This is a genomic window from Flavobacterium sp. 2 (assembly GCF_049949195.1).
Lineage (GTDB): Bacteria > Bacteroidota > Bacteroidia > Flavobacteriales > Flavobacteriaceae > Flavobacterium.
This window is the reverse complement of the sequence record NZ_CP188206.1, coordinates 3,981,857-4,005,283: the sequence shown is the minus strand read 5'-3', so window position 1 is coordinate 4,005,283 and position 23,427 is coordinate 3,981,857. Positions and strand designations below refer to the sequence as shown.

General features: G+C 33.0%; 24 protein-coding genes. 16 read left to right on the top strand and 8 right to left on the bottom strand.

Annotation, left to right across the window (positions count from 1 at the left end; genetic code table 11):
- Window positions 1-4: 4 nt before the first annotated feature.
- Both prmC and ACNFIH_RS17550 read right to left on the bottom strand, forming a co-directional pair.
- Window positions 5-853: a peptide chain release factor N(5)-glutamine methyltransferase gene (gene prmC, locus ACNFIH_RS17555; RefSeq protein ID WP_035648002.1), complete on the bottom strand. Its 849-nt coding sequence runs from the start codon at window positions 851-853 to the stop codon at window positions 5-7.
- A gap of 84 nt (window positions 854-937) precedes the next feature.
- Entirely contained in the window at window positions 938-1,423 is a 486-nt protein-coding gene (locus ACNFIH_RS17550) for a GNAT family N-acetyltransferase (protein ID WP_426484097.1), read from the bottom strand.
- Window positions 1,424-1,532: 109 nt separating this feature from the next.
- Here ACNFIH_RS17550 and ribD point away from each other — a divergent pair, with 109 nt between their 5' ends.
- From ribD to ACNFIH_RS17535, 3 genes are read left to right on the top strand one after another with little or no spacing between them, the layout of a single operon-like run.
- On the top strand, window positions 1,533-2,582 hold the full coding sequence (ribD, locus tag ACNFIH_RS17545) for a bifunctional diaminohydroxyphosphoribosylaminopyrimidine deaminase/5-amino-6-(5-phosphoribosylamino)uracil reductase RibD (RefSeq protein WP_426484096.1): 1,050 nt from the start codon (window positions 1,533-1,535) through the stop codon (window positions 2,580-2,582).
- Window positions 2,575-3,177 (top strand): HAD-IA family hydrolase, encoded by a 603-nt coding sequence (locus tag ACNFIH_RS17540; RefSeq protein ID WP_426484095.1) that lies wholly within the window; start codon window positions 2,575-2,577, stop codon window positions 3,175-3,177. Before ribD ends, ACNFIH_RS17540 begins: the two co-directional genes overlap by 8 nt.
- 11 nt (window positions 3,178-3,188) lie before the next feature.
- Window positions 3,189-3,821: an IMPACT family protein gene (locus ACNFIH_RS17535; RefSeq protein WP_426484094.1), complete on the top strand. Its 633-nt coding sequence runs from the start codon at window positions 3,189-3,191 to the stop codon at window positions 3,819-3,821.
- Between the two features lie 31 nt (window positions 3,822-3,852).
- On the opposite strand, the gene ACNFIH_RS17530 is transcribed toward ACNFIH_RS17535, so the two are convergent.
- Window positions 3,853-4,257 carry an acyl-CoA thioesterase gene (locus tag ACNFIH_RS17530; protein WP_142451280.1) on the bottom strand — a complete coding sequence of 135 codons (405 nt, stop codon included), beginning with the start codon at window positions 4,255-4,257 and terminating at the stop codon, window positions 3,853-3,855.
- 187 nt (window positions 4,258-4,444) lie between these two features.
- Here ACNFIH_RS17530 and dnaA point away from each other — a divergent pair, with 187 nt between their 5' ends.
- The 10 genes from dnaA (at window position 4,445) to scpA (ending at window position 14,741) form a co-directional block, all read left to right on the top strand.
- Window positions 4,445-5,872, top strand: a complete 1,428-nt coding sequence (gene dnaA, locus ACNFIH_RS17525; protein ID WP_026727948.1) for a chromosomal replication initiator protein DnaA — start codon at window positions 4,445-4,447, stop codon at window positions 5,870-5,872.
- Window positions 5,873-5,881: 9 nt separating this feature from the next.
- Window positions 5,882-6,349 carry a low molecular weight protein-tyrosine-phosphatase gene (locus ACNFIH_RS17520; protein WP_426484093.1) on the top strand — a complete coding sequence of 156 codons (468 nt, stop codon included), beginning with the start codon at window positions 5,882-5,884 and terminating at the stop codon, window positions 6,347-6,349.
- Between the two features lie 65 nt (window positions 6,350-6,414).
- A complete protein-coding gene (locus ACNFIH_RS17515) occupies window positions 6,415-7,128 on the top strand; it encodes an SAM-dependent methyltransferase (protein WP_426484092.1) in 714 nt (237 codons plus the stop codon).
- A gap of 21 nt (window positions 7,129-7,149) precedes the next feature.
- Window positions 7,150-7,671, top strand: coding sequence for an energy transducer TonB (locus tag ACNFIH_RS17510; RefSeq protein ID WP_426484091.1), 522 nt, complete (start codon window positions 7,150-7,152; stop codon window positions 7,669-7,671).
- 58 nt (window positions 7,672-7,729) lie between these two features.
- Window positions 7,730-8,857, top strand: coding sequence for a methionine aminotransferase (locus ACNFIH_RS17505; RefSeq protein WP_426484090.1), 1,128 nt, complete (start codon window positions 7,730-7,732; stop codon window positions 8,855-8,857).
- 74 nt (window positions 8,858-8,931) lie between these two features.
- Complete coding sequence (locus tag ACNFIH_RS17500; protein ID WP_426484089.1) at window positions 8,932-9,813, top strand: SDR family oxidoreductase; 882 nt, start codon at window positions 8,932-8,934, stop codon at window positions 9,811-9,813.
- Between the two features lie 274 nt (window positions 9,814-10,087).
- Window positions 10,088-10,696 carry a uridine kinase gene (udk, locus tag ACNFIH_RS17495; RefSeq protein ID WP_008467967.1) on the top strand — a complete coding sequence of 203 codons (609 nt, stop codon included), beginning with the start codon at window positions 10,088-10,090 and terminating at the stop codon, window positions 10,694-10,696.
- 157 nt (window positions 10,697-10,853) lie between these two features.
- Complete coding sequence (locus tag ACNFIH_RS17490; RefSeq protein ID WP_035648023.1) at window positions 10,854-11,186, top strand: FtsB family cell division protein; 333 nt, start codon at window positions 10,854-10,856, stop codon at window positions 11,184-11,186.
- Between the two features lie 12 nt (window positions 11,187-11,198).
- Window positions 11,199-12,560 carry a methylmalonyl-CoA mutase subunit beta gene (locus ACNFIH_RS17485; RefSeq protein WP_426484088.1) on the top strand — a complete coding sequence of 454 codons (1,362 nt, stop codon included), beginning with the start codon at window positions 11,199-11,201 and terminating at the stop codon, window positions 12,558-12,560.
- Between the two features lie 45 nt (window positions 12,561-12,605).
- The gene (gene scpA, locus ACNFIH_RS17480) at window positions 12,606-14,741 is read left to right on the top strand and encodes a methylmalonyl-CoA mutase (protein WP_426484087.1); all 2,136 of its coding nucleotides are present in this window, start codon (window positions 12,606-12,608) and stop codon (window positions 14,739-14,741) included.
- A 51-nt stretch (window positions 14,742-14,792) separates the two neighbouring features.
- Here scpA and ACNFIH_RS17475 read toward each other — a convergent pair whose 3' ends face one another.
- The 4 genes from ACNFIH_RS17475 to dapF form a co-directional block, all read right to left on the bottom strand.
- Window positions 14,793-15,434, bottom strand: coding sequence for a peptidoglycan-binding protein LysM (locus tag ACNFIH_RS17475; protein WP_426484086.1), 642 nt, complete (start codon window positions 15,432-15,434; stop codon window positions 14,793-14,795).
- Between the two features lie 535 nt (window positions 15,435-15,969).
- Window positions 15,970-17,010 (bottom strand): endolytic transglycosylase MltG, encoded by a 1,041-nt coding sequence (gene mltG, locus ACNFIH_RS17470; RefSeq protein ID WP_426484085.1) that lies wholly within the window; start codon window positions 17,008-17,010, stop codon window positions 15,970-15,972.
- A gap of 10 nt (window positions 17,011-17,020) precedes the next feature.
- A complete protein-coding gene (locus ACNFIH_RS17465) occupies window positions 17,021-17,554 on the bottom strand; it encodes a GNAT family N-acetyltransferase (RefSeq protein WP_426484084.1) in 534 nt (177 codons plus the stop codon).
- 15 nt (window positions 17,555-17,569) lie between these two features.
- Complete coding sequence (dapF, locus tag ACNFIH_RS17460) at window positions 17,570-18,352, bottom strand: diaminopimelate epimerase (protein ID WP_426484083.1); 783 nt, start codon at window positions 18,350-18,352, stop codon at window positions 17,570-17,572.
- A gap of 174 nt (window positions 18,353-18,526) precedes the next feature.
- Between dapF and ACNFIH_RS17455 the strand changes: the two genes are divergently transcribed.
- Together ACNFIH_RS17455 and ACNFIH_RS17450 are read left to right on the top strand one after the other, a co-directional pair.
- Window positions 18,527-19,927 (top strand): trypsin-like peptidase domain-containing protein, encoded by a 1,401-nt coding sequence (locus ACNFIH_RS17455; RefSeq protein WP_426484082.1) that lies wholly within the window; start codon window positions 18,527-18,529, stop codon window positions 19,925-19,927.
- A 202-nt stretch (window positions 19,928-20,129) separates the two neighbouring features.
- Entirely contained in the window at window positions 20,130-21,578 is a 1,449-nt protein-coding gene (locus tag ACNFIH_RS17450; RefSeq protein WP_426484081.1) for a glyceraldehyde-3-phosphate dehydrogenase, read from the top strand.
- Between the two features lie 62 nt (window positions 21,579-21,640).
- Here ACNFIH_RS17450 and ACNFIH_RS17445 read toward each other — a convergent pair whose 3' ends face one another.
- Window positions 21,641-22,099 (bottom strand): Lrp/AsnC family transcriptional regulator, encoded by a 459-nt coding sequence (locus tag ACNFIH_RS17445; RefSeq protein WP_035648038.1) that lies wholly within the window; start codon window positions 22,097-22,099, stop codon window positions 21,641-21,643.
- A 201-nt stretch (window positions 22,100-22,300) separates the two neighbouring features.
- On the opposite strand from ACNFIH_RS17445, the gene ald reads away from it, so the two are divergent.
- A complete protein-coding gene (gene ald, locus ACNFIH_RS17440; protein WP_035648040.1) occupies window positions 22,301-23,419 on the top strand; it encodes an alanine dehydrogenase in 1,119 nt (372 codons plus the stop codon).
- The last annotated feature ends 8 nt before the right edge of the window (window positions 23,420-23,427 follow it).

Below are 23,427 nucleotides of genomic sequence, written 5' to 3'. Positions count from 1 at the left end.
TAACTCAAATATTTCCTTTAATCATTCGGTCATTATCGTAAATATCTTTTCGGAGTTCGATATTTTTGAAATTCATTTTTTCCAATAAATCATTCATTTCTTTTCCTAGATACTGATTGATTTCAAAATACAATTGTCCTTTTTCTAAAAGATTTTTTTTAGCTAATTCAGCAATCTTTCTGTAAAAAATCAATGCATCGTTATCATCAACAAATAGAGCCAGATGTGGTTCAAAATCCAAAACATTCTTTTTGATTTCAACCTTTTCCAAATTCCGAACATAAGGCGGATTTGACACAATGATATCATAATCTGATTTCAATATCTCTAATTCTAAAACATTCTTTAGCATGAAAGTTACTTCGACATTGTTGTTTATGGCATTTCTTTTTGCAGTTTCTAATGCCTTTTTAGAAACATCAATTGCGTAAACTTTTGCATTTGGAATATTTTTAGCCAGCGAAATTGCAATGCAACCGCTTCCTGTTCCAATGTCTAAAATTTTAATTTCTTTAGAATTTCCTTTATTTTCATTAATAATCCACTCTACCAATTCTTCGGTTTCTGGTCTCGGAATCAAGACATTTTCGTTCACCTCAAAATCCAAACCATAAAAACTGGTTTTTCCCAGCAAATACTGAATCGGAACTTCGTTTTTTAAGTCATCCAATAATGAATCCCAAACCACAAAATCCTTTTCAGAAAAATTCAGTTCATGATTTAAAGCCAAATCAATCTGGCGCAATTTATGTTTGTCTTCTAGAATTAAATAGAAAAAACTCTCCGCTTCGTATGCATCATATAAAGGCGATAATTCTTTTATAAACTGAGTGCGGTATTGTTTAATTTTCATTTCTGATCTCTAAGTAATTTTTATTCAGCAAAAGCTGATTTTTCTTTCAAATAAGTATTGGAAAATCTAATTTGTTACAAGATTTCACAAAACTTTCAACATCCAAACCGGGCAAGAACTATGCCCAGTACACCCTAACGGAGCATCTAAATATTCAAAACCTGATTTTTTATATAATTTTTGAGCTGCATGCATAAAAGGCATTGTTTCAATATAACATTTTTCAAATCCAAAATTTCTCGCTTCTTCTAGACATTTTTCCATCATTTCACTACCAATTCCTAAACCTCGTGTTTTAGGCGAAAAATACATTTTTTGCAGTTCGCAAATTTCTGAAGCACCATTTTCTAAAGGCGCAATACCACAACAACCTACTATTTCTCCTTCACTTTCAACCACAAAATAAACAGATCTTGGTTTATTATATTCTTCAAACATCAAATCAAGATATGGATCTGCGTAAGCTGTCCCTACTTTTGGGATTTCCATTTCATCAAAAACAGAACGTATTAATTGTGCTACGGCCTTGTTATCTTCTTTTTTAATTGCTCGGATTATGTAATCTTTCATGTTTCGTTATTCGGTAATATATCTACAAAAGTAAAAATACTTTTCCGATAGTTTCTCAACTATACTGTTAACTATCGGGATTAAAGTCAAAAATGATTATTTTTGCACCGTGAATACACATGAAAAATACATAAAACGCTGCATTGAACTTGCTCAAAACGGTTTTGGAACCACTTACCCAAATCCGATGGTGGGAAGTGTAATTGTTCATGAAGGCAAAATAATTGGCGAAGGCTGGCACAAAAAAGCGGGCGAACCGCATGCCGAAGTTAATGCCGTACAATCTGTAAAAGACAAATCGCTGTTAAAAAAAGCTACTATTTATGTAAGCCTGGAGCCTTGCAGCCACTTTGGAAAAACACCTCCTTGTTGTGATTTAATTATTGCAAATAAAATTCCAAATGTCGTTGTTGGAACCGTCGATCCAAATGAAAAAGTAGCAGGAAGAGGAATTAAAAAACTAATTGAAAACGGCATAAATGTTACGGTTGGAGTTTTAGAAGAAGAATGCAACGAACTCAATAAACGCTTTTTTACTTTCCATCAAAAAAAGAGACCATATATTATACTGAAATGGGCCGAAAGTCAGGACGGATTTTTAGCACCAGAAAAAGAAATCGGCCAAGAACGCAAACCAGTTTGGATCACGAATCAATATTCGAGACAATTAGTTCATAAATGGCGAAGTGAAGAACAGGCAATTTTAGTCGGAACACAAACGGTTATTGACGATAATCCAAAATTAAATACACGCGACTGGTCAGGAAATAATCCGGTGCGAGTGGTTTTGGATCAAAATAATAGAACTTCAAACGACAGTTTTGTTTTTGATAACAGTGTAAAAACGATTGTATTTTCTAAATCAGAAAACAATATTTCTACCGAAAACACCATTTTTGAGAAGATTGATTTTGGTGAAAATGCGGTTTCTCAAATTTTGGATGTTTTATATCAGCATCAAATTCAATCTGTAATTATTGAAGGCGGAAGACAAACTTTACAATCATTTATAGATTCAGATTTATGGGATGAAGCTCGCATTTTTATTGGAACAACTATTTTTGAAAAAGGAGTAAAAGCACCAATAATTCAGAAAAGCAATGTTTTAAAAACAACTATTCAAAACGACGAATTACTATATATTAAAAACCATGATTGATACCATAATTTTTGACTTTGGCGATATTTTTATCAATTTAGACAAACAAGGAACTATTTCAGGATTGAAAAAATTAGGAATGACCGAATGGAGTTCAGAAATGGATCGTTTGAATTTATTATACGAAACTGGCGATGTTTCGTACGAAGATTTTTTAGGTGGATTTCAGAAAGAACTTCCAAATGCTTCTATTGAAGAAATTCTGGAAGTCTGGAATGCCGTTTTAGCCGATTTTCCAGTTTATCGATTAGAGTTTTTAAAAGAGCTTTCAAAAAAATACCGTTTGTTTCTTTTAAGCAATACTGATGCCATTCACATTGCCACTTTTGAAAAAACTGTAGGCGAACCTTTTTATACTGATTTCTACAATTGTTTTGAAAAAGTTCATTTTTCGTTTGAAATTAGAAAACGTAAGCCCAATGCAAATTCTTATCAGCATTTAATTGACGAACATAATTTAATTCCGGAGCAAACGTTATTTGTTGACGACAAAAAAGAAAACACAGACGCTGCCGCTGCTTTAGGACTTAAAGTTTGGAATTTACAAGTTGGACAGGAAGATGTGATACAGTTATTTGATAAAAATTTACTTTAGAAAAATTACTTTTGGAATACAGCGATACTTATCAAACCATTGCATTTCAATCTGAAGAAGTGCTTTTTAAGGAAAAAGGAAGCAAATTCTTTGGCTACGCATTTCCTATTGAAAGCGAAGACGAAGTAAAACCTATTATTGAAGACTTAAAAAAACTTCATCCGCATGCTGTTCATTTTTGTTATGCATATCAATTAGGAACTGCTCCAAAAATATCTTACCGGACAAATGACGACGGTGAGCCCAGCAATACCGCGGGAGCACCAATTTATGGACAAATTCAGTCTTTTGGACTAACGAATATCCTTGTAGTTGTAGTTCGTATTTTTGGCGGAGTAAAATTAGGTGTTGGAGGTTTGATTTCGGCTTATCGAACTACAGCACAAATGACGCTTGAAGTTTGTGAAATTGTCGAAAAAACAATTGACGTCCATTTTTTAATCTCTTTTGATTATAAAAATATGAATAAAGTAATGCGGGTTATTAAAGAAAAGAAACTTGAAATTACCTCTCAGGAAATGGAAATTGATGAAGATTCCGGACTGCCAATTGGAAAAATAATCACAAAAACACGTAAAAAAAATGCCGAATCAGTATTCGACATTTTTGATTTAATGTTTGAAATCGATATTAAAATTGTGTAAATTAATATTAAAACACACCCTATTTTAACAATTATTCTAATGTTTTAAACAATTCTAAAATGTAATCCGGAGGTGCTGTTGGACGACCCGTTTTTAACGAAATAAATACTAAAATAAACACAGCTGTTGTTAATAACTCACCCGCTTCGTTAAAGATCTCACAGTCGAATTCAATCTTAACAGAAGACTGACTTTTGAAGGTTGTATGAATTGTAAGAAGTTCATCGTAACGCGCCGATTTTTTATAATTGATTTGCATCGAAACAATCGGGAGTCCAATTCCGCTTTCTTCCATGCTAGCATACGAAATCCCTTTATTTCTAAGCCATTCCACGCGTCCAATCTCAAAATAAGGCACATAATTTCCGTGATAAACAACTCCCATTTGGTCAGTTTCTGAGTAACGAACACGCACTTGCGTTTGATGATTTTTCATTATTTATAGATTAAAAAAAATTAAATTCCTAAAGTTCACTTACAACTTTTTTTTTATAAAATTAGACCTAAAATATTTTTTTTTACAGAAATTTGTTCACATATTTGTTATCCCGAAATACGGAAAAATTTTGCTCCATTTTTATTAGGAGAATCTTTATCAATAATAAAAAAACTTATCTGAATCTATGACTAAAACTGCTCAATCGGTATGGGAAAACTGTTTGTCCTTTATAAAAGACAATATTCAAGATCAAGCTTACAAAACTTGGTTTGAACCAATCAAATCAGTTGAGCTAACCGACAACGCATTATATATTCAGGTACCAAGTAAATTCTTCTACGAATGGCTAGAGGAACACTACGTTAAATTATTGAAAGTTGCGCTTACCAAAGAACTAGGAAAAAACGCAAAGTTACTCTATAAAATTAAAATGGAAAACACTTATGGAAACAAACAGCCTTTTACCGAGCAGCTGCCAAGTTCCAACAGAGTGCCTATGAAACCGCAAGAGGTTGATGCTCCGTTTAAAAACTTGAATCCAGAACTTAAAAATCCTTTTGTAATTCCGGGAATCAGAAACTTAAAAATTGAATCACAGCTAAACCCAAATTATAGTTTTGATAATTTCCTTGAAGGAGACTCAAACCGTTTGGCGCGTTCTGCAGGTATGGCTGTTGCCAATAAACCTGGAGGAACTTCATTTAACCCATTATTAATTTTTGGTGGAGTTGGTTTAGGAAAAACACACTTAGCACACGCTATTGGTGTTGAAGTAAAAGACAAATATCCTGAAAAAACGGTTTTATATATTTCTGCCGAAATTTTCACACAACAATATATTGATTCTGTTAAAAAGAATAATCGTAATGATTTCATTCATTTTTATCAATTAATCGACGTTTTGATTATTGATGACGTTCAGTTTTTATCTGGAAAATCTGGAACTCAGGACGTTTTCTTCCACATTTTTAATTACTTGCACCAAAACGGAAAACAGGTAATTTTAACTTCGGACAAAGCGCCTGTTGACATGCAGGATATCGAACAACGTTTGTTATCTCGTTTTAAATGGGGATTATCTGCAGAATTGCATCAACCAGACTACGAAACTCGTATTTCAATCTTAAAAAACATTTTATACCGCGACGGTGTTGATATGCCGGAAGACATTTTAGAATATGTTGCCCGAAATATCAAAACCAATGTTCGTGAGCTTGAAGGTGCAATTATTTCTTTAATTGCTCAATCTTCTTTCAACAAAAAAGAAGTTACAATCGAACTTGCAAAAAGCGTTGTAGAGAAATTTGTTAAAAACGTAAAGAGAGAAATATCTATCGATTATATTCAAAAAATTGTTTCCGATTATTTCCAGTTAGACATTGAAACGCTTCAGTCGAAAACCAGAAAAAGGCATGTTGTGCAAGCGAGACAATTAGCTATGTTTTTTGCAAAGAAATTCACTAAAGCTTCTTTGGCAAATATTGGTTCACAAATTGGAGATCGCGACCACGCTACCGTTTTACACGCTTGTAAAACTGTTGACAATTTAGTTTCTACAGACAAACAATTCAAAAAATTTGTCGAAGACATCAACAAAAAATTAACGCTATAAACGCGAATCATGCCAGTAAAAATCTTAATGGTTTGTTTGGGAAATATTTGCAGATCACCTTTAGCCGAAGGTATTCTGGCATCAAAATTACCCAAAGACAATTTTATAGTTGATTCAGCTGGAACTGGATCCTGGCATGTAGGTCACGCGCCCGACAAACGCTCGATTGCTGTTGCTCAAAAAAACGGACTTAGTATTGACAATCAAAAAGGAAGACAATTCAAATCTTCAGATTTTGACGAATTCGATTATATCTACGTAATGGATAATTCGAATTACCGAGATGTCATTCATCTTGCCAAAACCCCTGAACACAAAAACAAAGTCCATCTAATTCTGAACGAATTATTCCCAGATGAAAATGTCGATGTTCCAGACCCATATTACGGAGCAGTAAATGGTTTTGACAATGTTTATCAAATGTTGAATGAAGCCGCAGACATAATCGCTAAAAAACTTATCGAAAAGCATTCATAATTTGTATTTCAGTTATTTATAAATAATTGAAATACATTTTCTTTTTTAATTTAAAATATCACAAAATGAAACTTCTAGGAAAATTATATTTAATTCCAACTACAATGGGCGAAAGCGATCCAATGGATGTTTTACCTCAGACAGTAAAAAGAAGTATCGAACTTATAGATCATTATATTGTTGAAAATGACAAAACTGCCAGAAAATCAATAAAAGCAGTTTATCCAGAGAAAAAACAATCCGAATTAGTTCTTTTTACTTTGAACAAACGTACCGAATCAAGCGAACATTTAGATTTCATAAAGCCTTTATTGGAAGGAAAAAATATGGGGTTAATGAGTGAAGCTGGTTGTCCAGGCGTTGCTGATCCAGGTGCTGTAATTGTAAAACTGGCGCACGAAAAAGGAATTCAGGTTGTTCCGTTGGTTGGTCCTTCTTCTATTTTATTAGCGATGATGGCTTCTGGAATGAACGGTCAGAGTTTTACTTTTAATGGTTATTTACCAATTGATAAAGACGAAAAAAAATCGGCAATACGTCATTTTGAGAGATTATCTCAGGACAAAAACCAATCACAGCTATTTATCGAAACGCCGTACAGAAACAATAAATTGATTGAAGATCTTTTGCAAATTTTAAATCCGTCAACACATCTTTGTATTGCAACTGACATTACTTTGCCAACAGAATTCATCAAAACTTTGAAAGTTTCTGATTGGAAAAAATTAAAAATTGATATTGATAAACGTCCTACGATTTTTATTATTCATAAAATGTAAGCTAACTCTAAAACCAACCTAATGAAAAAATTTATTTTCCTTGTTTTGATTTGTTTTGTACAAAATACATTTTCACAAAACACAAAACAGCAATCTAAAACAAAAACTTCAACAACAAAAACTACAGATACTCCGATTATTAAAACTTATACTCGTAGTTACTCTGACGGAGATTTAGTAGTTGATGAACCAGGACCTTCACAAGCAGTTATAAATGATAATGACAATGCTGTTTACAATACTGCAGGTATAGAAGTAAAACCTGAGTTTCCTGGAGGTATGGAGAAATTTTTTATGTTTGTTGACAATAATTTCAAGTATCCTGAAGTAGATGATGATCATTTCAAAGGAAGTAAAGTTTACGTAACATTTATAGTTGAAAAAGACGGGGCATTAACTGACATAAAAATTCTTAGAGACGCAGGCTATGAAACAGGAAAAGAAGCAATTCGTGTTCTAAAAAAATGCCCGAAATGGATTCCCGGAAAACAAAATGGCAAAAATGTAAGAGTTTTATATTCCTTACCAATAATCATGAAATAATCTAATCTAGATACCTTCCACATAACACTCACAAGTTTTCCCTAAATCAAACTTTATAATGAGTAAACTTCCAAACATAACCACAAGCATTTTTACGGTAATGTCCAAAATGGCTACCGAATACAATGCAATAAATCTTTCACAGGGATTTCCAAATTTTCCTGTTGACGAAAGGTTAACGGATATTGTTGCACGATTATCAAAGGAAAATGTGCATCAATACACACCAATGGCAGGTTATTCGCCGTTGATGAATAAAATTGCGGGATTAACTCAGCGTTCTTATAACAGAACAATTAATCCAGATACAGAACTTTTGGTTACAGCTGGAGCAACTCAAGGAATTTTTACTACAATTTTGGCTTTGGTAAAAGAAAATGATGAAGTAATTATTCTCGATCCGAGTTATGATTCTTATGAATCTCCTGTTTTACTTTGCAAAGCAAAACCTGTTCGAGTGGCTTTAAACGATGATTATACACCAAATTGGCAAACAATTGAAAAAGCCTGTTCCTCAAAAAGCAAGATGATTATCATAAACAATCCACATAATCCGACAGGAAAAATTTTAAATGAAAATGATTTTATCCAATTAAAAAATCTTCTTGAGAAATATCCTGACATTATTGTTTTATCTGACGAAGTTTATGAATACATCACTTTTGAAGAAAAACATATTTCGGCACACACAAAAAACTTTCTTATTGATCGATGCGTAATGGTTTCCTCTTTTGGAAAATCATTTCATATTACAGGCTGGAAAATTGGCTACACGATTGCACCTGAATATTTAATGAAAGAAATCAAAAAAGTGCATCAATTTTTGGTTTTCAGCGTGAACAGTATTTCGCAATTTGCGATCAACGAATATTTAGATGTTGTTGATGTTAATTTGCTTGGAAAATTCTATCAGGAAAAAAGAGATTATTTTCAAAAACTGCTTCAAAACAGCCGTTTTGAATTAAAACCTTGTGAAGGAACCTATTTTCAAATTGCCTCTTACGCCAATATTTCAGATGAAGACGATGTTACTTTCTGCAAAAATTTAATCATCAATCATGGCGTTGCAGCAATTCCGATTTCAACTTTTTATTCCGATCATAAAGATCAAAAATTGATTCGTTTCTGTTTCGCAAAAGATAATTTTACGCTTGAATCTGCCGCAAAAAAACTTTGTCAAATATAAAGTTTATCAAAATTTTATAACAATATTATGCGTGCATCCTATTTTTTTAATTAATATTGTAAAAAAAGAAAAGTATGAGCTATACAGATAAAATGTTGCGCGATGATGCCTTAAAAGGCAAAGTCATTGTAGTTACTGGGGGCGGAAGCGGTTTAGGAAAAGCAATGACAAAATATTTCTTAGAATTAGGCGCTCAGGTAGCGATTACTTCAAGAGATTTAGAAAAACTAAAAACATCAGCTTCAGAATTGGAAAGCGAAACTGGCGGAAAATGTTTACCGCTTCAGTGCGACGTTCGCCATTATGAAGAAGTAGAAAACATGCTTCAGGAAACTTTAAAAGTTTTCGGAAAAGTGGATGTTCTTTTAAACAATGCGGCAGGAAATTTCATTTCACCAACTGAACGTTTATCAGCAAATGCATTTGATACTGTTATAGATATTGTACTTAAAGGATCTAAAAACTGTACGCTGGCTTTTGGAAAACATTGGATTGACACGAAACAAACATCGGCTACAATTTTAAATATTGTTACAACTTATGCATGGACGGGTTCGGCTTATGTAGTTCCAAGTGCAACTGCAAAAGCAGGAGTTTTAGCCATGACAAGAAGTCTTGCTGTAGAATGGGCAAAATACGGAATTCGCTCTAACGCAATTGCTCCGGGACCATTTCCAACGAAAGGTGCTTGGGACAGATTATTACCGGGAGATCTTGCCGAAAAATTCGATATGGCTAAAAAAGTACCTTTGAAACGTGTTGGAGATCATCAGGAATTAGCCAATTTAGCTGCTTATTTAGTATCTGACTTTTCAGCTTACGTGAACGGAGATGTAATTACAATCGACGGAGGTGAATGGCTAAAAGGTGCTGGACAATTCAACTTATTAGAAGCAATTCCGGAAGAACTTTGGGATCAGCTTGAAATGATGATAAAAGCAAAAAAGAATAAATAATTACAAGTGCTTACTAAATTCAGAATATTTTTAAAAACTATACTGATTGCACGAAATCCCGAAGGTTTACTTTCGGGATTTTTTTTATGCTTTTCACCATATAAATGATAATCATTTAACCATTTAAGCAATATAAGTTCAGTTAAGTAACATTCTGCTTAAATATATTGCATCTTAAATTTACTTATATTACTTAAATGGTTAAATGATTTTAAATGTTTAACAATTCAGGTAAATTATTAATTTTGCCAAACAAATATCAAACAAAAATTTTATGCTCATTATTGGACTTGCAGGAGGAACAGGAAGTGGAAAAACAACGGTAGTACACCAAATCATGAACGAATTACCAGACACTGAAGTTGGCGTAATTTCTCAGGATTCGTATTACAAACAAACCGATAATTTATCTTTTGACGAAAGAGCATTAATCAACTTTGATCACCCGCGCGCCATCGATTTTGAATTATTGGTTAAACATTTAAAAGCATTAAAAGCTGGCGAAACAATCGATCAGCCGGTATATTCTTTTATTCAGCACAACAGAACAGACGATACAGTTTCCACACATCCAAGAAAAGTAATGATTGTTGAAGGAATTTTAATTTTAACAAATCCTGAACTTCGTGATATGTTTGACATCAAAATCTTCGTTCACGCTGATTCTGACGAAAGATTAATCCGTCGTTTAAAAAGAGATATTTCAGAACGCGGACGCGATATTGACGAGGTTTTAAATCGTTATCAAACTACTTTAAAGCCTATGCATGAGCAATTTATAGAACCGTCAAAGGCTTTTGCAGATATTATTATCCCTAATGACAAATACAACACTGTAGCAATTGATGTAGTTCGTGCCGTAATTAATCAGAGAATTTCATAATTTTTATTGTAATTTTAAACCATAATAATTAGGAGCTATTCCCGCTATCCGTTACAATCTTTTTGCCTCCCGATAATTATCGGGACCGGCACAAAAGGATTTTCACTACTATCGGGGCTAAAAAGACCACTCGTATTCAAAAGAAACACTCGATTATATGAAATTTAAAAATCCATACAAAGACAAAAAATGGTTCAAATATTTGGGTAACAAATATGTTTGGGTATTGCTGTTTTTTATTGTCTGGATGTTATTTTTAGACAATTACTCCTATTTTGACCATCGTTTTCTGGACGGACAAATTAATGAACTTCAGGACAATAAAAAATACTATCAGGACGAAATAAAAAAAGATCAGGAACAGATTAAACAACTTAAAAATCCTGAACAAATAGAAAAATATGCTCGCGAAAAGTACTTTATGAAAAAAGACAGCGAAGATATTTACATCATTCACTTTGAAGGAGACACAATTCAAGAACAAGAATAATCACAAAAACTAATGGCTACTAACCTATTCGACGATTTTAATCCGATTTCATCCAAACAATGGAAACAAAAAATCCAGTTTGAATTAGATGGAGCAGATTATAACGAAACTGTAATTTGGAATTCTCCTGAAGATATTCAGGTGAAACCTTTTTATCACAACGATGAATTTACCAAATCGGCTGCGGTTGAAACCCATGTTTCTGATTTTAAAATCTGCCAGAATATTTTTGTTCACGATGTAGAAAAATCAATCAAAAGAGCAAACAATACGCTTGAAAGAGGTGCAGAAAGTTTGCGTTTTACTATTCAAAACGAAAATACTGATATTGTTTCTTTATTGGAAAATCTTCCTTTAGAGAACAGAATCGTTTACTTTAATTTGACTTTTCTCTCAATCGATTTCGTAAAAAAACTGAATGAGATTTCAGTTCAAAAAAAGGCAATTTTTTACTGCAATTTAGATCCGATTGGACAATTAGCGCGAGACGGAAACTGGTTTACAACATCAGATAAAAGTAATTTTGAAACGCTTGAAAAGATTTCAAATCAAACCAATCTCTCCTTTTTAAGTGTAGATTTAGGTTTGTATCAAAATGCTGGAGCAAATATCACACAACAAATTGCATATAGTTTAGCACATGCAAATGAATATTTAAACCGTTTACCAACTTCAACTAAAACAATTGTTTTTCAAATATCAGTTGGAACAAATTACTTTTTTGAAATTGCAAAACTTCGTGCTTTACGAATGCTTTTCAAATTAATTGCAACTGAATACAATCCTGATTTAGATTGTCATTTTCTAGTTACACCAACCAAACGAAATAAAACTATTTACGATTATAATGTCAATATGCTTCGAACTACAACCGAATGCATGTCGGCGATTTTAGGCGGAGCTGATGCTGTGGCTAATTTACCATACGATGCTTTATATCATAAAGACAATGAATTTGGTGATCGAATTGCACGAAATCAGCTTTTAGTTTTAAAACACGAAAGTTATTTTGATAAAGTCGATAATCCAGCCGATGGAAGTTATTACATTGAAAGTCTAACTATCCAATTAGCAGAAAAATCTCTGAATTTATTTAAAGATATCGAAGCTAACGGAGGCTTCTTAAAACTCTTGAATGACGGAACAATCAAAAAGAAAATTCAAGAAAGCGCTACTAAAGAGCAGGAATTATTTGATTCAAAAAAAGAAGTTTTGCTTGGAACAAATAAATATCCGAATAAAGAAGACAGAATGAAACAAGATTTAGAATTGTTTCCTTTTGTAAAAATCAAACCCAGAAAAACATTAATTACACCTATTATAGAAAAAAGATTAGCCGAGAAACTAGAGCAAGAAAGGCTAGAGCTTGAATAATATTTTTTAATCGTAATTAATATTCACACCAAAGAAAGCGTCTCTATGATAAGAAAAGACCTTAAACATATTAATCTTGAAAGTCAAAAGTCAAAAGTCGAAAGTCAAAAGTCTGAAGATTTGACTAATAACTTTATTACAGCCGAAGGAATCGAGATCAAAAAAAACTATACTGAAAAAGATATAGAGAATTTTGAATTTCTTGATTTCGGAGCTGGTTTTACGCCTAATTTACGTGGGCCGTATGCAACAATGTATGTAAGACGTCCGTGGACAATTCGTCAATATGCCGGATTTTCGACAGCTGAAGAAAGTAATGCTTTTTACAGAAGAAATCTTGCTGCAGGTCAAAAAGGACTTTCAATTGCTTTTGATTTGCCTACGCATCGCGGTTACGATTCTGATCATGAACGTGTTGTTGGTGATGTTGGAAAAGCTGGTGTTGCCATCGATTCTGTAGAAGACATGAAAGTATTGTTTGACCAAATTCCGCTAGACGAAATGTCAGTTTCAATGACCATGAACGGCGCCGTTTTACCTATTATGGCTTTTTACATTGTGGCCGCTGAAGAACAAGGAGTTGAACTCAAAAAACTTTCGGGAACTATCCAAAATGATATTTTGAAAGAATTCATGGTTCGTAATACCTATATCTATCCACCAACGCCTTCGATGAAAATCATTGCAGATATCTTTGAATTTACGAGCAAAAAAATGCCAAAATTCAATTCGATTTCTATTTCAGGCTATCATATGCAAGAAGCTGGAGCAACGGCTGATATTGAATTGGCTTATACTTTAGCCGATGGTTTAGAATATATTCGAACAGGATTATCAACCGGTATGACAATTGATGAATTTGCTCCTCGCCTATCTTTCTTTTGGGCAATTGGAATGAATCATTTTATGGAGATTGCTAAAATGAGAGCCGGCCGAATGATTTGGGCAAAACTATTGCAGCAATTTAATCCAAAAAGTGACAAATCGCTGGCACTTAGAACACATTGCCAAACTAGCGGATGGAGCTTGACTGAACAAGATCCGTTTAATAATGTGGCAAGAACTTGCATTGAAGCTACTGCTGCAGCTTTTGGAGGAACACAATCTCTTCATACTAATGCTTTAGATGAAGCCATTGCACTTCCAACTGATTTTTCAGCGAGAATTGCGAGAAACACACAAATTTATTTACAAGAAGAAACTAAAATCACTAAAACTGTTGATCCTTGGGGAGGCAGTTATTATGTTGAATCATTGACAAATGAGATTTTAGAAAGTACCTGGAAATTAATTGAAGAAGTTGAAGAGTTAGGCGGAATGACAAAAGCAATCGAAGCCGGAATTCCGAAACTTCGAATTGAAGAAGCTGCAGCGAGAAAACAAGCGAGAATTGACAGCGGGCAGGATATTATAGTTGGTGTCAATAAATTTAGATTAGAAAAAGAAGATCCACTTCATATTTTGGATGTTGATAACCAAATGGTTCGTAAACAGCAAATAGAGCGACTTGAAGATATTAAAGCAAAGAGAAATACTGAAAAAGTAAATCAATCACTGGAAAAATTAATTCATTGTGCTAAAACTGGACAAGGAAACTTATTAGAAATTGCTGTTGAAGCTGCACGAGAAAGAGCAACTTTAGGCGAAATAAGCGATGCTCTGGAAAGTGTTTTTGGACGATTCAAAGCACAAATTAAATCCTTTAGCGGTGTGTATAGTGCAGCAATAAAAAATGACGAAAATTTTGAAAAAGCAAAACAATTAGCTGATGCTTTTGCAAAACAAGAAGGAAGACGCCCAAGAATTATGATTGCCAAAATGGGGCAAGATGGTCACGATCGAGGCGCAAAAGTGGTAGCAACCGGTTATGCTGATGTTGGCTTTGATGTAGATATAGGTCCGTTGTTTCAAACCCCTGCAGAAGCCGCAAAACAAGCTGTCGAAAATGATGTACATATTTTAGGAGTTTCATCATTGGCTGCTGGTCATAAAACATTAGTTCCGCAAGTAATTGAAGAATTAAAAAAACATGGCCGTGAAGATATTATGGTAATTGTTGGCGGTGTAATTCCGGCGCAGGACTATCAATATTTGTTTGATGCTGGTGCAGCTGCCATTTTTGGTCCAGGAACCAAAATAAGTGAAGCAGCAATTCAAATTCTAGAAATCTTAATTGACTAATTTAAATATAAAAAAATCCCGAATTGATTGATTCGGGATTTTTTATACTTTTTAGATCTTACTTATTGTTGCATTGCTGTCCGCTTCAATATAAGAGAGATCATAACCTCCAAAATCTTTCATATAGCTTTTTAATGAAGTTCCGTAAGCATCTCGAAAATGCCTTGCTCCTTTATTTTTAAAGAAGTTTTTCACTGAGCCAGCTCCACCAAGGTGTGCTGCTGCTAAAATTCCAGATTCGGTAATTTCAATACCATTAATTACTTTTCCCTCATACTTTTGGATTTCATAACGTAAAATCCATTTGTTTTTGGACAATAAAGCAATGAATGCTTTTTCTTGTAATGCAGGATCCTTTAAAAAGGCTTTGTTGTTTTTAATACCAATAGCTCTTAGTGCTTCAGAACCAAACTGGTATTTTCCCATGTAACCAAGTGAATTAACCAAGCGGTATTTTCCTTGAGATTCTTTGAAAGCAACTGCTTCTTTAAAACCTATAAAATGATTTCCGGTGTATGGGAAGTTTAAATTAGGATAATCATCCTTTTCTTGTGATGGAAAAATGTATTCTGCTCCATCTGATTTTTCGGTGAGAAACCAACGTTTGGTTTCCAGATTGAAGGGTTTAAAACCCAAACTTAAAAATGTAATAATAACGACTAAACTCGCATAAAAATACCATTTCTTTATCATAAATTGTTTTTCTTCAAGACGCTGTCACCCTCTTGAAATTTCTACAGTGCAAAGATAAGAAATACAAAACAATGCTGTAAATCAGCAATTTACGTTATTTTAAAAAATTAAAAATCCTGTTTAAGCCCTTTGATCATGCAGTTTAAGAGCATTTTCACGGAAGTTGAATTGTGCTCAAAAACAGGAAAAATTAAATCTCAAAAAATGCTATTTTTATCATTTTTTTATCAAATATGTTAAAAAACAAAGATAAAGCTTACAAAAAATATTGCTTTTTTGGGCTAAGTATAATTTCAAAGGGAAAATATTTGGAATAAATTTGTAGTAAAAAACTTAAAATATGCGCTTTTTTTGTTTTTTACTTTAAAAAATAGTTTCCAAAATCTCTATAACATCAAATTTGAGTTAACTTTTTTAAAGCTCCTTTTAAAATAAAAAAAGTGTATTTCTCAAATAACTTAGTAAATTTTAATAATAAAAAAAAACCGAAGTAAATTTTTACTTCGGTTCATTCTATATGTTTCAAAAATAGCTTTTATCTCGTAACACCTTGGCTGGCAATCCAGTCTGAATATTTTTTTGCATTTACATTATGTTCTGCTAAAGTAGAAGCAAATTCATGATAACCAAAGCGATCAACACTTGCACAGAAATAAATATAATCGTTTTTCTCAGGATTTAAAACTGCATCAAGCGCTGTAATATCAGGCATTGCAATTGGTCCTGGAGGTAATCCGGTATTTACATAAGTATTGTATGGAGATCTCATAACCAAATCGTTATAAAAAACTCTTTTAATAACCTGATCAAAATTATTATCTCTTAATTTCAAAGCATAGATAACTGTTGGATCAGCCTGAAGTGGCATATCTAAACGCAAACGGTTTAAATAAACTCCTGCAATACGAGGTCTCTCATCTTTCTTTACCGACTCTTTATGTACAATTGAAGCCAAAATGGTCGCTTGAACTGGTGTAAGTCCTTGTTTTTTTGCTTTAGCTATTCTTTCATCGGTCCAAAAATTATGATATTCCTTGATCATTTTATCACGGAATTTTTCTGCTGAAGTATTCCAGTAGATCTCATATGTATTTGGAATAAACATTGCAAAAACATTGTCTTCATTGAAACCATTCTGCGCCATGAAAGTAGAATCTTTAATCGCTTTTAATAAAGACAAACTGTCGGCTTCAATTTCAGAACCTACTCTTCCTGCAAAATTCTCAAGACGTTCTTGATTATTAAATGCCAATTTAACCGGAACATTAGAACGCATTGCACGAACTAAATCAATGTTATTCATTCCTTTTTTAAGTAGAAAACGTCCTGATTTTACATTTTCAGGATAACTTCTTTTATTGGCAACCATTTCAAAATTCTCAAAGTTTTTGACATATGGCTCTAATATTTTTTTTACGTCTGTATAATTTGCACCAGTTGGCACATAAACGTAAAGTTCTTCTTTTTCAAATTTGGTGTTCGAGCTGAAAATTTTATTAATTAAAATAAATCCGTAAATCATTAAAACTGAAATTACGGCTACAGCTACTATCGTGATAATTTTTTTTAAGCTCAAAGTTTAAATTTTAGATTTGTTTGTTAATTAATTGAAAAATTGCTTCGTCTTGATAGTGGTTATCGAGCAAAATCCAATCTTTTTTAATTCCTATTTTCTCAAAACCAAATTTAGTAAAAAGTGCTATACTAGCTACATTTCCCACATTAATATTTGCATAAAGCTGATGCAAATTTAAATTATGAAAAGAATATTTAATCAGCAACTCTAATGCCTCAGAACCAATATTTTTATTTCTATTCTCTATACTCTTAATCACAATTCCTATTCCCGCTCTATTATTTTTTGGATCAAACTCAAATAAATCGATTAATCCAATAGCTGGAAAATGTTGGTCTTGGCAAATTGCCAAACGCAATTGTTTTGCTTCATAAATATCTTGTTGAGCATTTTCGAGATATTGCCGAATCAAATATCGGCTATATGGTGTATTTGTATTGCTGACCTCCCAAATGTTTTGATCATTTTCCATTTCATACACGAACTCTAAATCATTAGGTTCTAATGCACGCAAGTAAATATTTTCGCCTTTGAGTGTGATCATGTACGATTTTAGATTTTAAATTTCTATCGTTCCTTTAAAAACAAATTTTGCAGGCCCAGTCAAGAAAACGTTAGAAAAGTGTTCTCCTAATTTATCAAATGAAACAACTAGTTTTCCTCCTTCAACATTTAAATTAATTGAAGTTTTGTCTGTTTGACCAATTGCGTTCATTGCGATAGCAACAGCAGTTGCTCCTGTACCGCAAGCTAGAGTTTCATCTTCAACACCTCTTTCATATGTACGTAGTGAAAAAGTATCGTCATCAATCTTTTTAACGAAATTGATATTGCTTCCTTTTTCTCCATATAATGCTCCGTAACGAATCGCAGCTCCATTTTCTTTCACATTATATTCTTTTAAATTTTCAACTATTTGAACATGATGAGGAGAACCTGTATTTAAAAAAGTATGCGAATCGTGTTTTTGAACTTCATCAACATCAATCATTTGCAATGAAACAATAGCGTCATTTCCTACTGAAGCATGATGTAAACCATCTGTCGCAATAAAACTGGCTTTATCATTAATAACACCTAATTGATTAGCAAAAGCAACAAGACAACGTCCGCCGTTACCGCACATTGAACTTTCATTTCCGTCAGAGTTATAATAAACCATTCTGAAATCAGTTTCAGAATCATTTTCAAGTAAAATAAGTCCGTCAGCTCCAATTCCAAATCGCCTGTCACATAAACGTTCAATTAATTGAATATCTTCTTTCGGAAAAAAATTAGAACGATTATCGATCATCACAAAATCGTTCCCAGTACCTTGATATTTATAAAATTCTATTTGCATTTTTTAGTAGTTAAGAAATGCAAAAGTACGAAGAAACTGCGAAGATTAATTAATGAAATGTTAATCATTGTTAAAGAGCGTTAAAGCGTTTTACCAAATAATTTTTTGGTATAATTTTACGTTATAAATGTTAAAAACAAACACCTAAAATAACTTAAAAACATAAATTGTAATATGAAAAAGTTTTCAACCTTATTTTTAGTTTCATTACTAAGCGGTGCTACTACCCTTGGTGCTTACAAGTTATTATTTGATGGCAACAATTCTTTTTTTGGAAAAGGAAATTCTGTTGTTACCGTTGCCCCTAATTCATTTGGCAGAAATGTTGCATTATCAGCAGAAACTGTTGATTTTACTGCTGCAGCCGATAAGACGATACATACTGTCGTTCACGTAAAAAATGTTTCGCGACGAACAGTCAGTAATCCTATGATGGAATTTTTCTATGGTTACGGAGGTCAGCAACAACAAGAACAAGTTGGTACCGGATCTGGCGTTATTATTTCTGAAGATGGATATATCGTGACGAATAATCACGTAATTAAAGATGCTACAGAAATTGAAATTACTTTAAACAATAAAAAATCATACAAGGCAAAACTAATTGGCACCGATTCTAAAATGGATATTGCCCTTTTAAAAATTAATGCCGATGAAAAACTACCTTATACTGCTTTTGCGAATTCTGATTCTGTAAAAGTCGGAGAATGGGTTTTGGCAGTTGGAAATCCTTATAATTTGACTTCGACTGTAACGGCCGGCATTGTTTCGGCGAAAGCCAGAAATTTAGATCAAAGCGGAATTCAGTCTTTCATCCAGACTGATGCTGCAGTAAATCCTGGAAATAGCGGTGGAGCCTTAGTAAATACTCGCGGAGAATTAATTGGAATCAATACTATGATTTCTTCGATGACAGGATCTTATGTTGGATATTCATTTGCTGTTCCATCTAATATTGCCAGAAAAATTATTGAAGATATAATGGAATATGGAAATGTTCAAAGAGGAATTCTTGGCGTCGAAGGCGGAGAACTGAATAGCAGTGTTTCTAAAGAACTAGGCGTAACAGAAACGCAAGGTTTTTATATTAATAAAGTTTCTAAAAACTCTGGTGCTGAAAAAGCTGGACTTGCCAAAGGTGATATAATTGTAAAATTAGACGAACAAAACATTTCAACATATGCTGATTTGTCTGGCTACATTAATACCAAAAGACCAAATGATGTAGTGAAAGTAACGTATATCAAAGACGGAAAAACGAAAACAGTTCCAGTCACTTTGAGCAAAAATGAATTTTTTAGCGCTGAATTTAAAGGACTGGAATTAGAAAATATAGATGCTGCTGATAAAAAGAGATTCAGAATTGACTATGGTGTGAAAATTAAGGATATTACAGATGAAAATTTAAAGCGATATCAAAATGAATTACAAGGCAATATCATTCTGAGCATTGACAATGTCAAAGCTGTAAATATAGAGACCGTATCTAAACTGTTAAGCAAAAAAGATGAAGGCCAAAGTGTCCGAATCGAAATGATAAACAGAAACGGAGAAATATTTAGAATTATTATTTAAAAAAAAAGTTACAGTTTACAGTTTTGAAACCGCTAACTGCGACTGCGACTGAAAACTCAAAAAATGCCATCTTAAGAAATTTAAGGTGGCTTTTTTATTTTCAAAAATAAATGCTAAAATAGTTTACGAAATCGATTGAAATAGATACTTTTGCGCCAAATTTTAAAATAGTGAGCATTTTATTTTTTCAATTTAGTCAATTATGAGCAAAAAATCCTTGTACCAAAAAGAGGTATCATTACAAGTCGACCGAAGAAGAGCTGGTGTCGAATTAATCAAAGTTATAAGTGATTTATGGTATGACAAATCCATCGAAATGGTTTTATTTAAAAACCAATTATTGGATCAAAACGTCAGCGATATAATCAATCTGCATCAATATGCAGGTGAATTTGTTGGCAAACCCATTACCATTTTTGATTCGGTTGAAATCGCAAAAGTAGTTTTGTCTTTAGACTTACCTCCTGCAAAAATAGATTTAGGCAAATTAACTTATGAATATCGCTTAGAAGATGAAAAATATCCTGATGCAAGATACTTTGTTATGGATAAATTAAAACACGCAAAATCTTCTAAAGAGGTTCAGCCAAAAGACGTTGTTTTATACGGCTTCGGAAGAATTGGACGTTTATTAGCAAGAGAATTAATGTCTAAAACCGGAAAAGGAAATCAATTGCGTTTGAGAGCAATTGTAACTCGTGATAAAAATGATGCGTCAAGTTTAGAGAAACGAGCTTCTCTTTTGCGTTATGATTCAATTCACGGAGATTTCCAAGGATCAGTAACTGCAGATCCAAAAAATAACGCTTTAATTATCAACGGAACAACTGTTCATATTATATCAGCAAATACACCAGAAGAAATTGATTATACCACATATGGAATCAATGATGCCCTAGTAATTGATAATACTGGAGCATTTAGTACAGAAGAAACCTTAAAAAGACATTTAACCTCAAACGGAGCAAGTAAAGTTTTACTTACTGCTCCAGGAAAAGGCGTTCCGAATATTGTACATGGTGTAAATCATAATGATTTTAATCCTGATGAAATCAAGATTTTTTCTGCTGCATCTTGTACTACAAATGCCATAACTCCAGTTTTAAAGGTAATTGAAGATACTCTTGGAGTTGTAAAAGGGCATTTGGAAACCATTCATGCTTACACAAATGACCAAAATCTGGTTGATAATATGCATAGAAAATACCGTCGTGGAAGAGCTGCTGCATTAAATATGGTAATAACTGAAACAGGTGCCGGAAGTGCTGTTGCAAAAGCTTTACCATCATTAGAAGGAAAACTGACTTCCAATGCTATTCGGGTTCCTGTTCCAAATGGTTCGTTGGTAGTTTTAAATCTAGAAGTCAAAAAAGCAACTTCAATTGCAGCGATTAATAAAATCATGAAAAAATACGCTCTTGAAGGCGAGCTTGTTGAACAAATAAAATATTCTTTGAATAATGAATTAGTATCATCTGATATTGTGGGCACTTCTGCACCTTCAATTTATGACAGCAATGCTACAATTGTTTCAAAAGATGGAAAAAACATAGTACTTTATATTTGGTACGATAATGAATATGGCTATAGCCATCAGGTAATTCGTCTTGCAAAATATATTGCAAAAGTGAGACGCTTTACTTACTATTAATATAAAACCAAAACCAACTATTGCTAAAATCCATCAAGTTTTCTTGGTGGATTTTTCTTTTCTTAAATCGGAAGAACTGTCGTGCTTTTAACTTCTGAAATAACAAAAACAGTATTTATTAAAGAAACCTCAGGCAGAGTCGATAATTTTTTTTGATGAAAATGATGATAGCTTTCCATATCAGGTATTATGATTTTAAGCATATAATCAAAATTTCCCGAAACATAATTACATTCGACAACTTCAGGCATTTCTAAAATAGCTTGATTAAATCCTTCAGAAGTATCATAAGTCTGTTTGGTTAACGTAACTTGACAATAAACTGTTAGATTATTACCTAATTTTTTCTTGTTTAAAATAGAGACATACTTCTCTATAACACCCTCTTTTTCAAGACGTTTAACGCGATCATGAACAGGTGTGAGAGACAAATTTATTTTATTTGCTATGTCTTTTAATGTATAATGTGCATTTTCCTGTAAAAGACGTAAGATTTTTTTGTCAATATCATCTAAAACCATAACGAAAACGTTTTCTTCAATTAATATAATTTAGTCATTTTTTCTCTTTTTGGAAGCTTGAAAGCCTTTAAACAGAAAATATTTCTGTAAAAATATGAAATAAAATAATATTTTCTTATTTAAAGGTCAATAATCAATAATATATTCTCTACAAGTAACTTTGTAAAAACAAATTCAAGAAAAACAAAAAAATATAACAATATGATAATAGGTGTTCCAAAAGAAATTAAAAACAATGAAAATCGTGTAGCATTAACTCCAGCTGGTGTTTCTGAAATGAAAAAACACGGACATGTTGTTTATGTACAATCAACTGCAGGTTTAGGAAGTGGATTTGCTGATGAAGAATATACAAATGCTGGTGCAGTAGTTTTAGGAACTATTGAAGAAGTTTACGCGATTGCAGAAATGATCATCAAAGTAAAAGAACCAATTGCATCTGAATATCCATTAATCAAAAAAGATCAATTACTTTTTACTTATTTTCACTTTGCTTCATCAGAGGAATTAACTCATGCAATGCTTGAAAAAGGTGCAGTTTGTTTAGCTTATGAAACTGTAGAAAAAACAGACCGCAGTCTACCTTTATTAGTTCCAATGTCTGAAGTTGCAGGTCGTATGGCTATTCAGCAAGGAGCAAAATATCTTGAAAAACCATTAAAAGGAAGAGGAATTCTTTTAGGTGGTGTTCCAGGTGTTCCACCAGCAAAAGTATTAGTTTTAGGTGGAGGTATTGTTGGAACTCAAGCAGCTAAAATGGCGGCAGGTTTAGGAGCTCAAGTTACTATCATGGATTTAAGTTTGCCACGTTTACGTCAATTAGACGATATTATGCCAGCAAATGTAAACACAGAGATGTCTAATCATTATAATATCACAAGAGCAATTAAAGATGCTGATTTAGTTGTTGGTGCTGTTTTAATTCCAGGAGCAAAAGCGCCTCACTTAATTACTCGTGACATGCTTAAATTAATGCGTCCAGGAGCTGTTGTAGTTGACGTTGCGGTTGATCAAGGTGGATGTATCGAGACTTGTACTCCAACAACACACGAAAACCCAACTTTTATTATTGATGATATTGTTCACTATTGTGTGGCTAACATGCCAGGAGCTGTTCCTTACACTTCTACTTTAGCTTTAACTAATGCAACTTTACCATATGCTGTACAATTAGCAAATAAAGGATGGGAAAAAGCATGTGCAGAAAATGAAGAATTAAGAAAAGGATTAAACGTAGCGAATGGAAAAATCCTTTACAAAGGAGTTGCTGAAGCTTGGAATCTTCCTTATAATGAAGAATTAGTGTTAGCAAACGCATAGTGCTAACA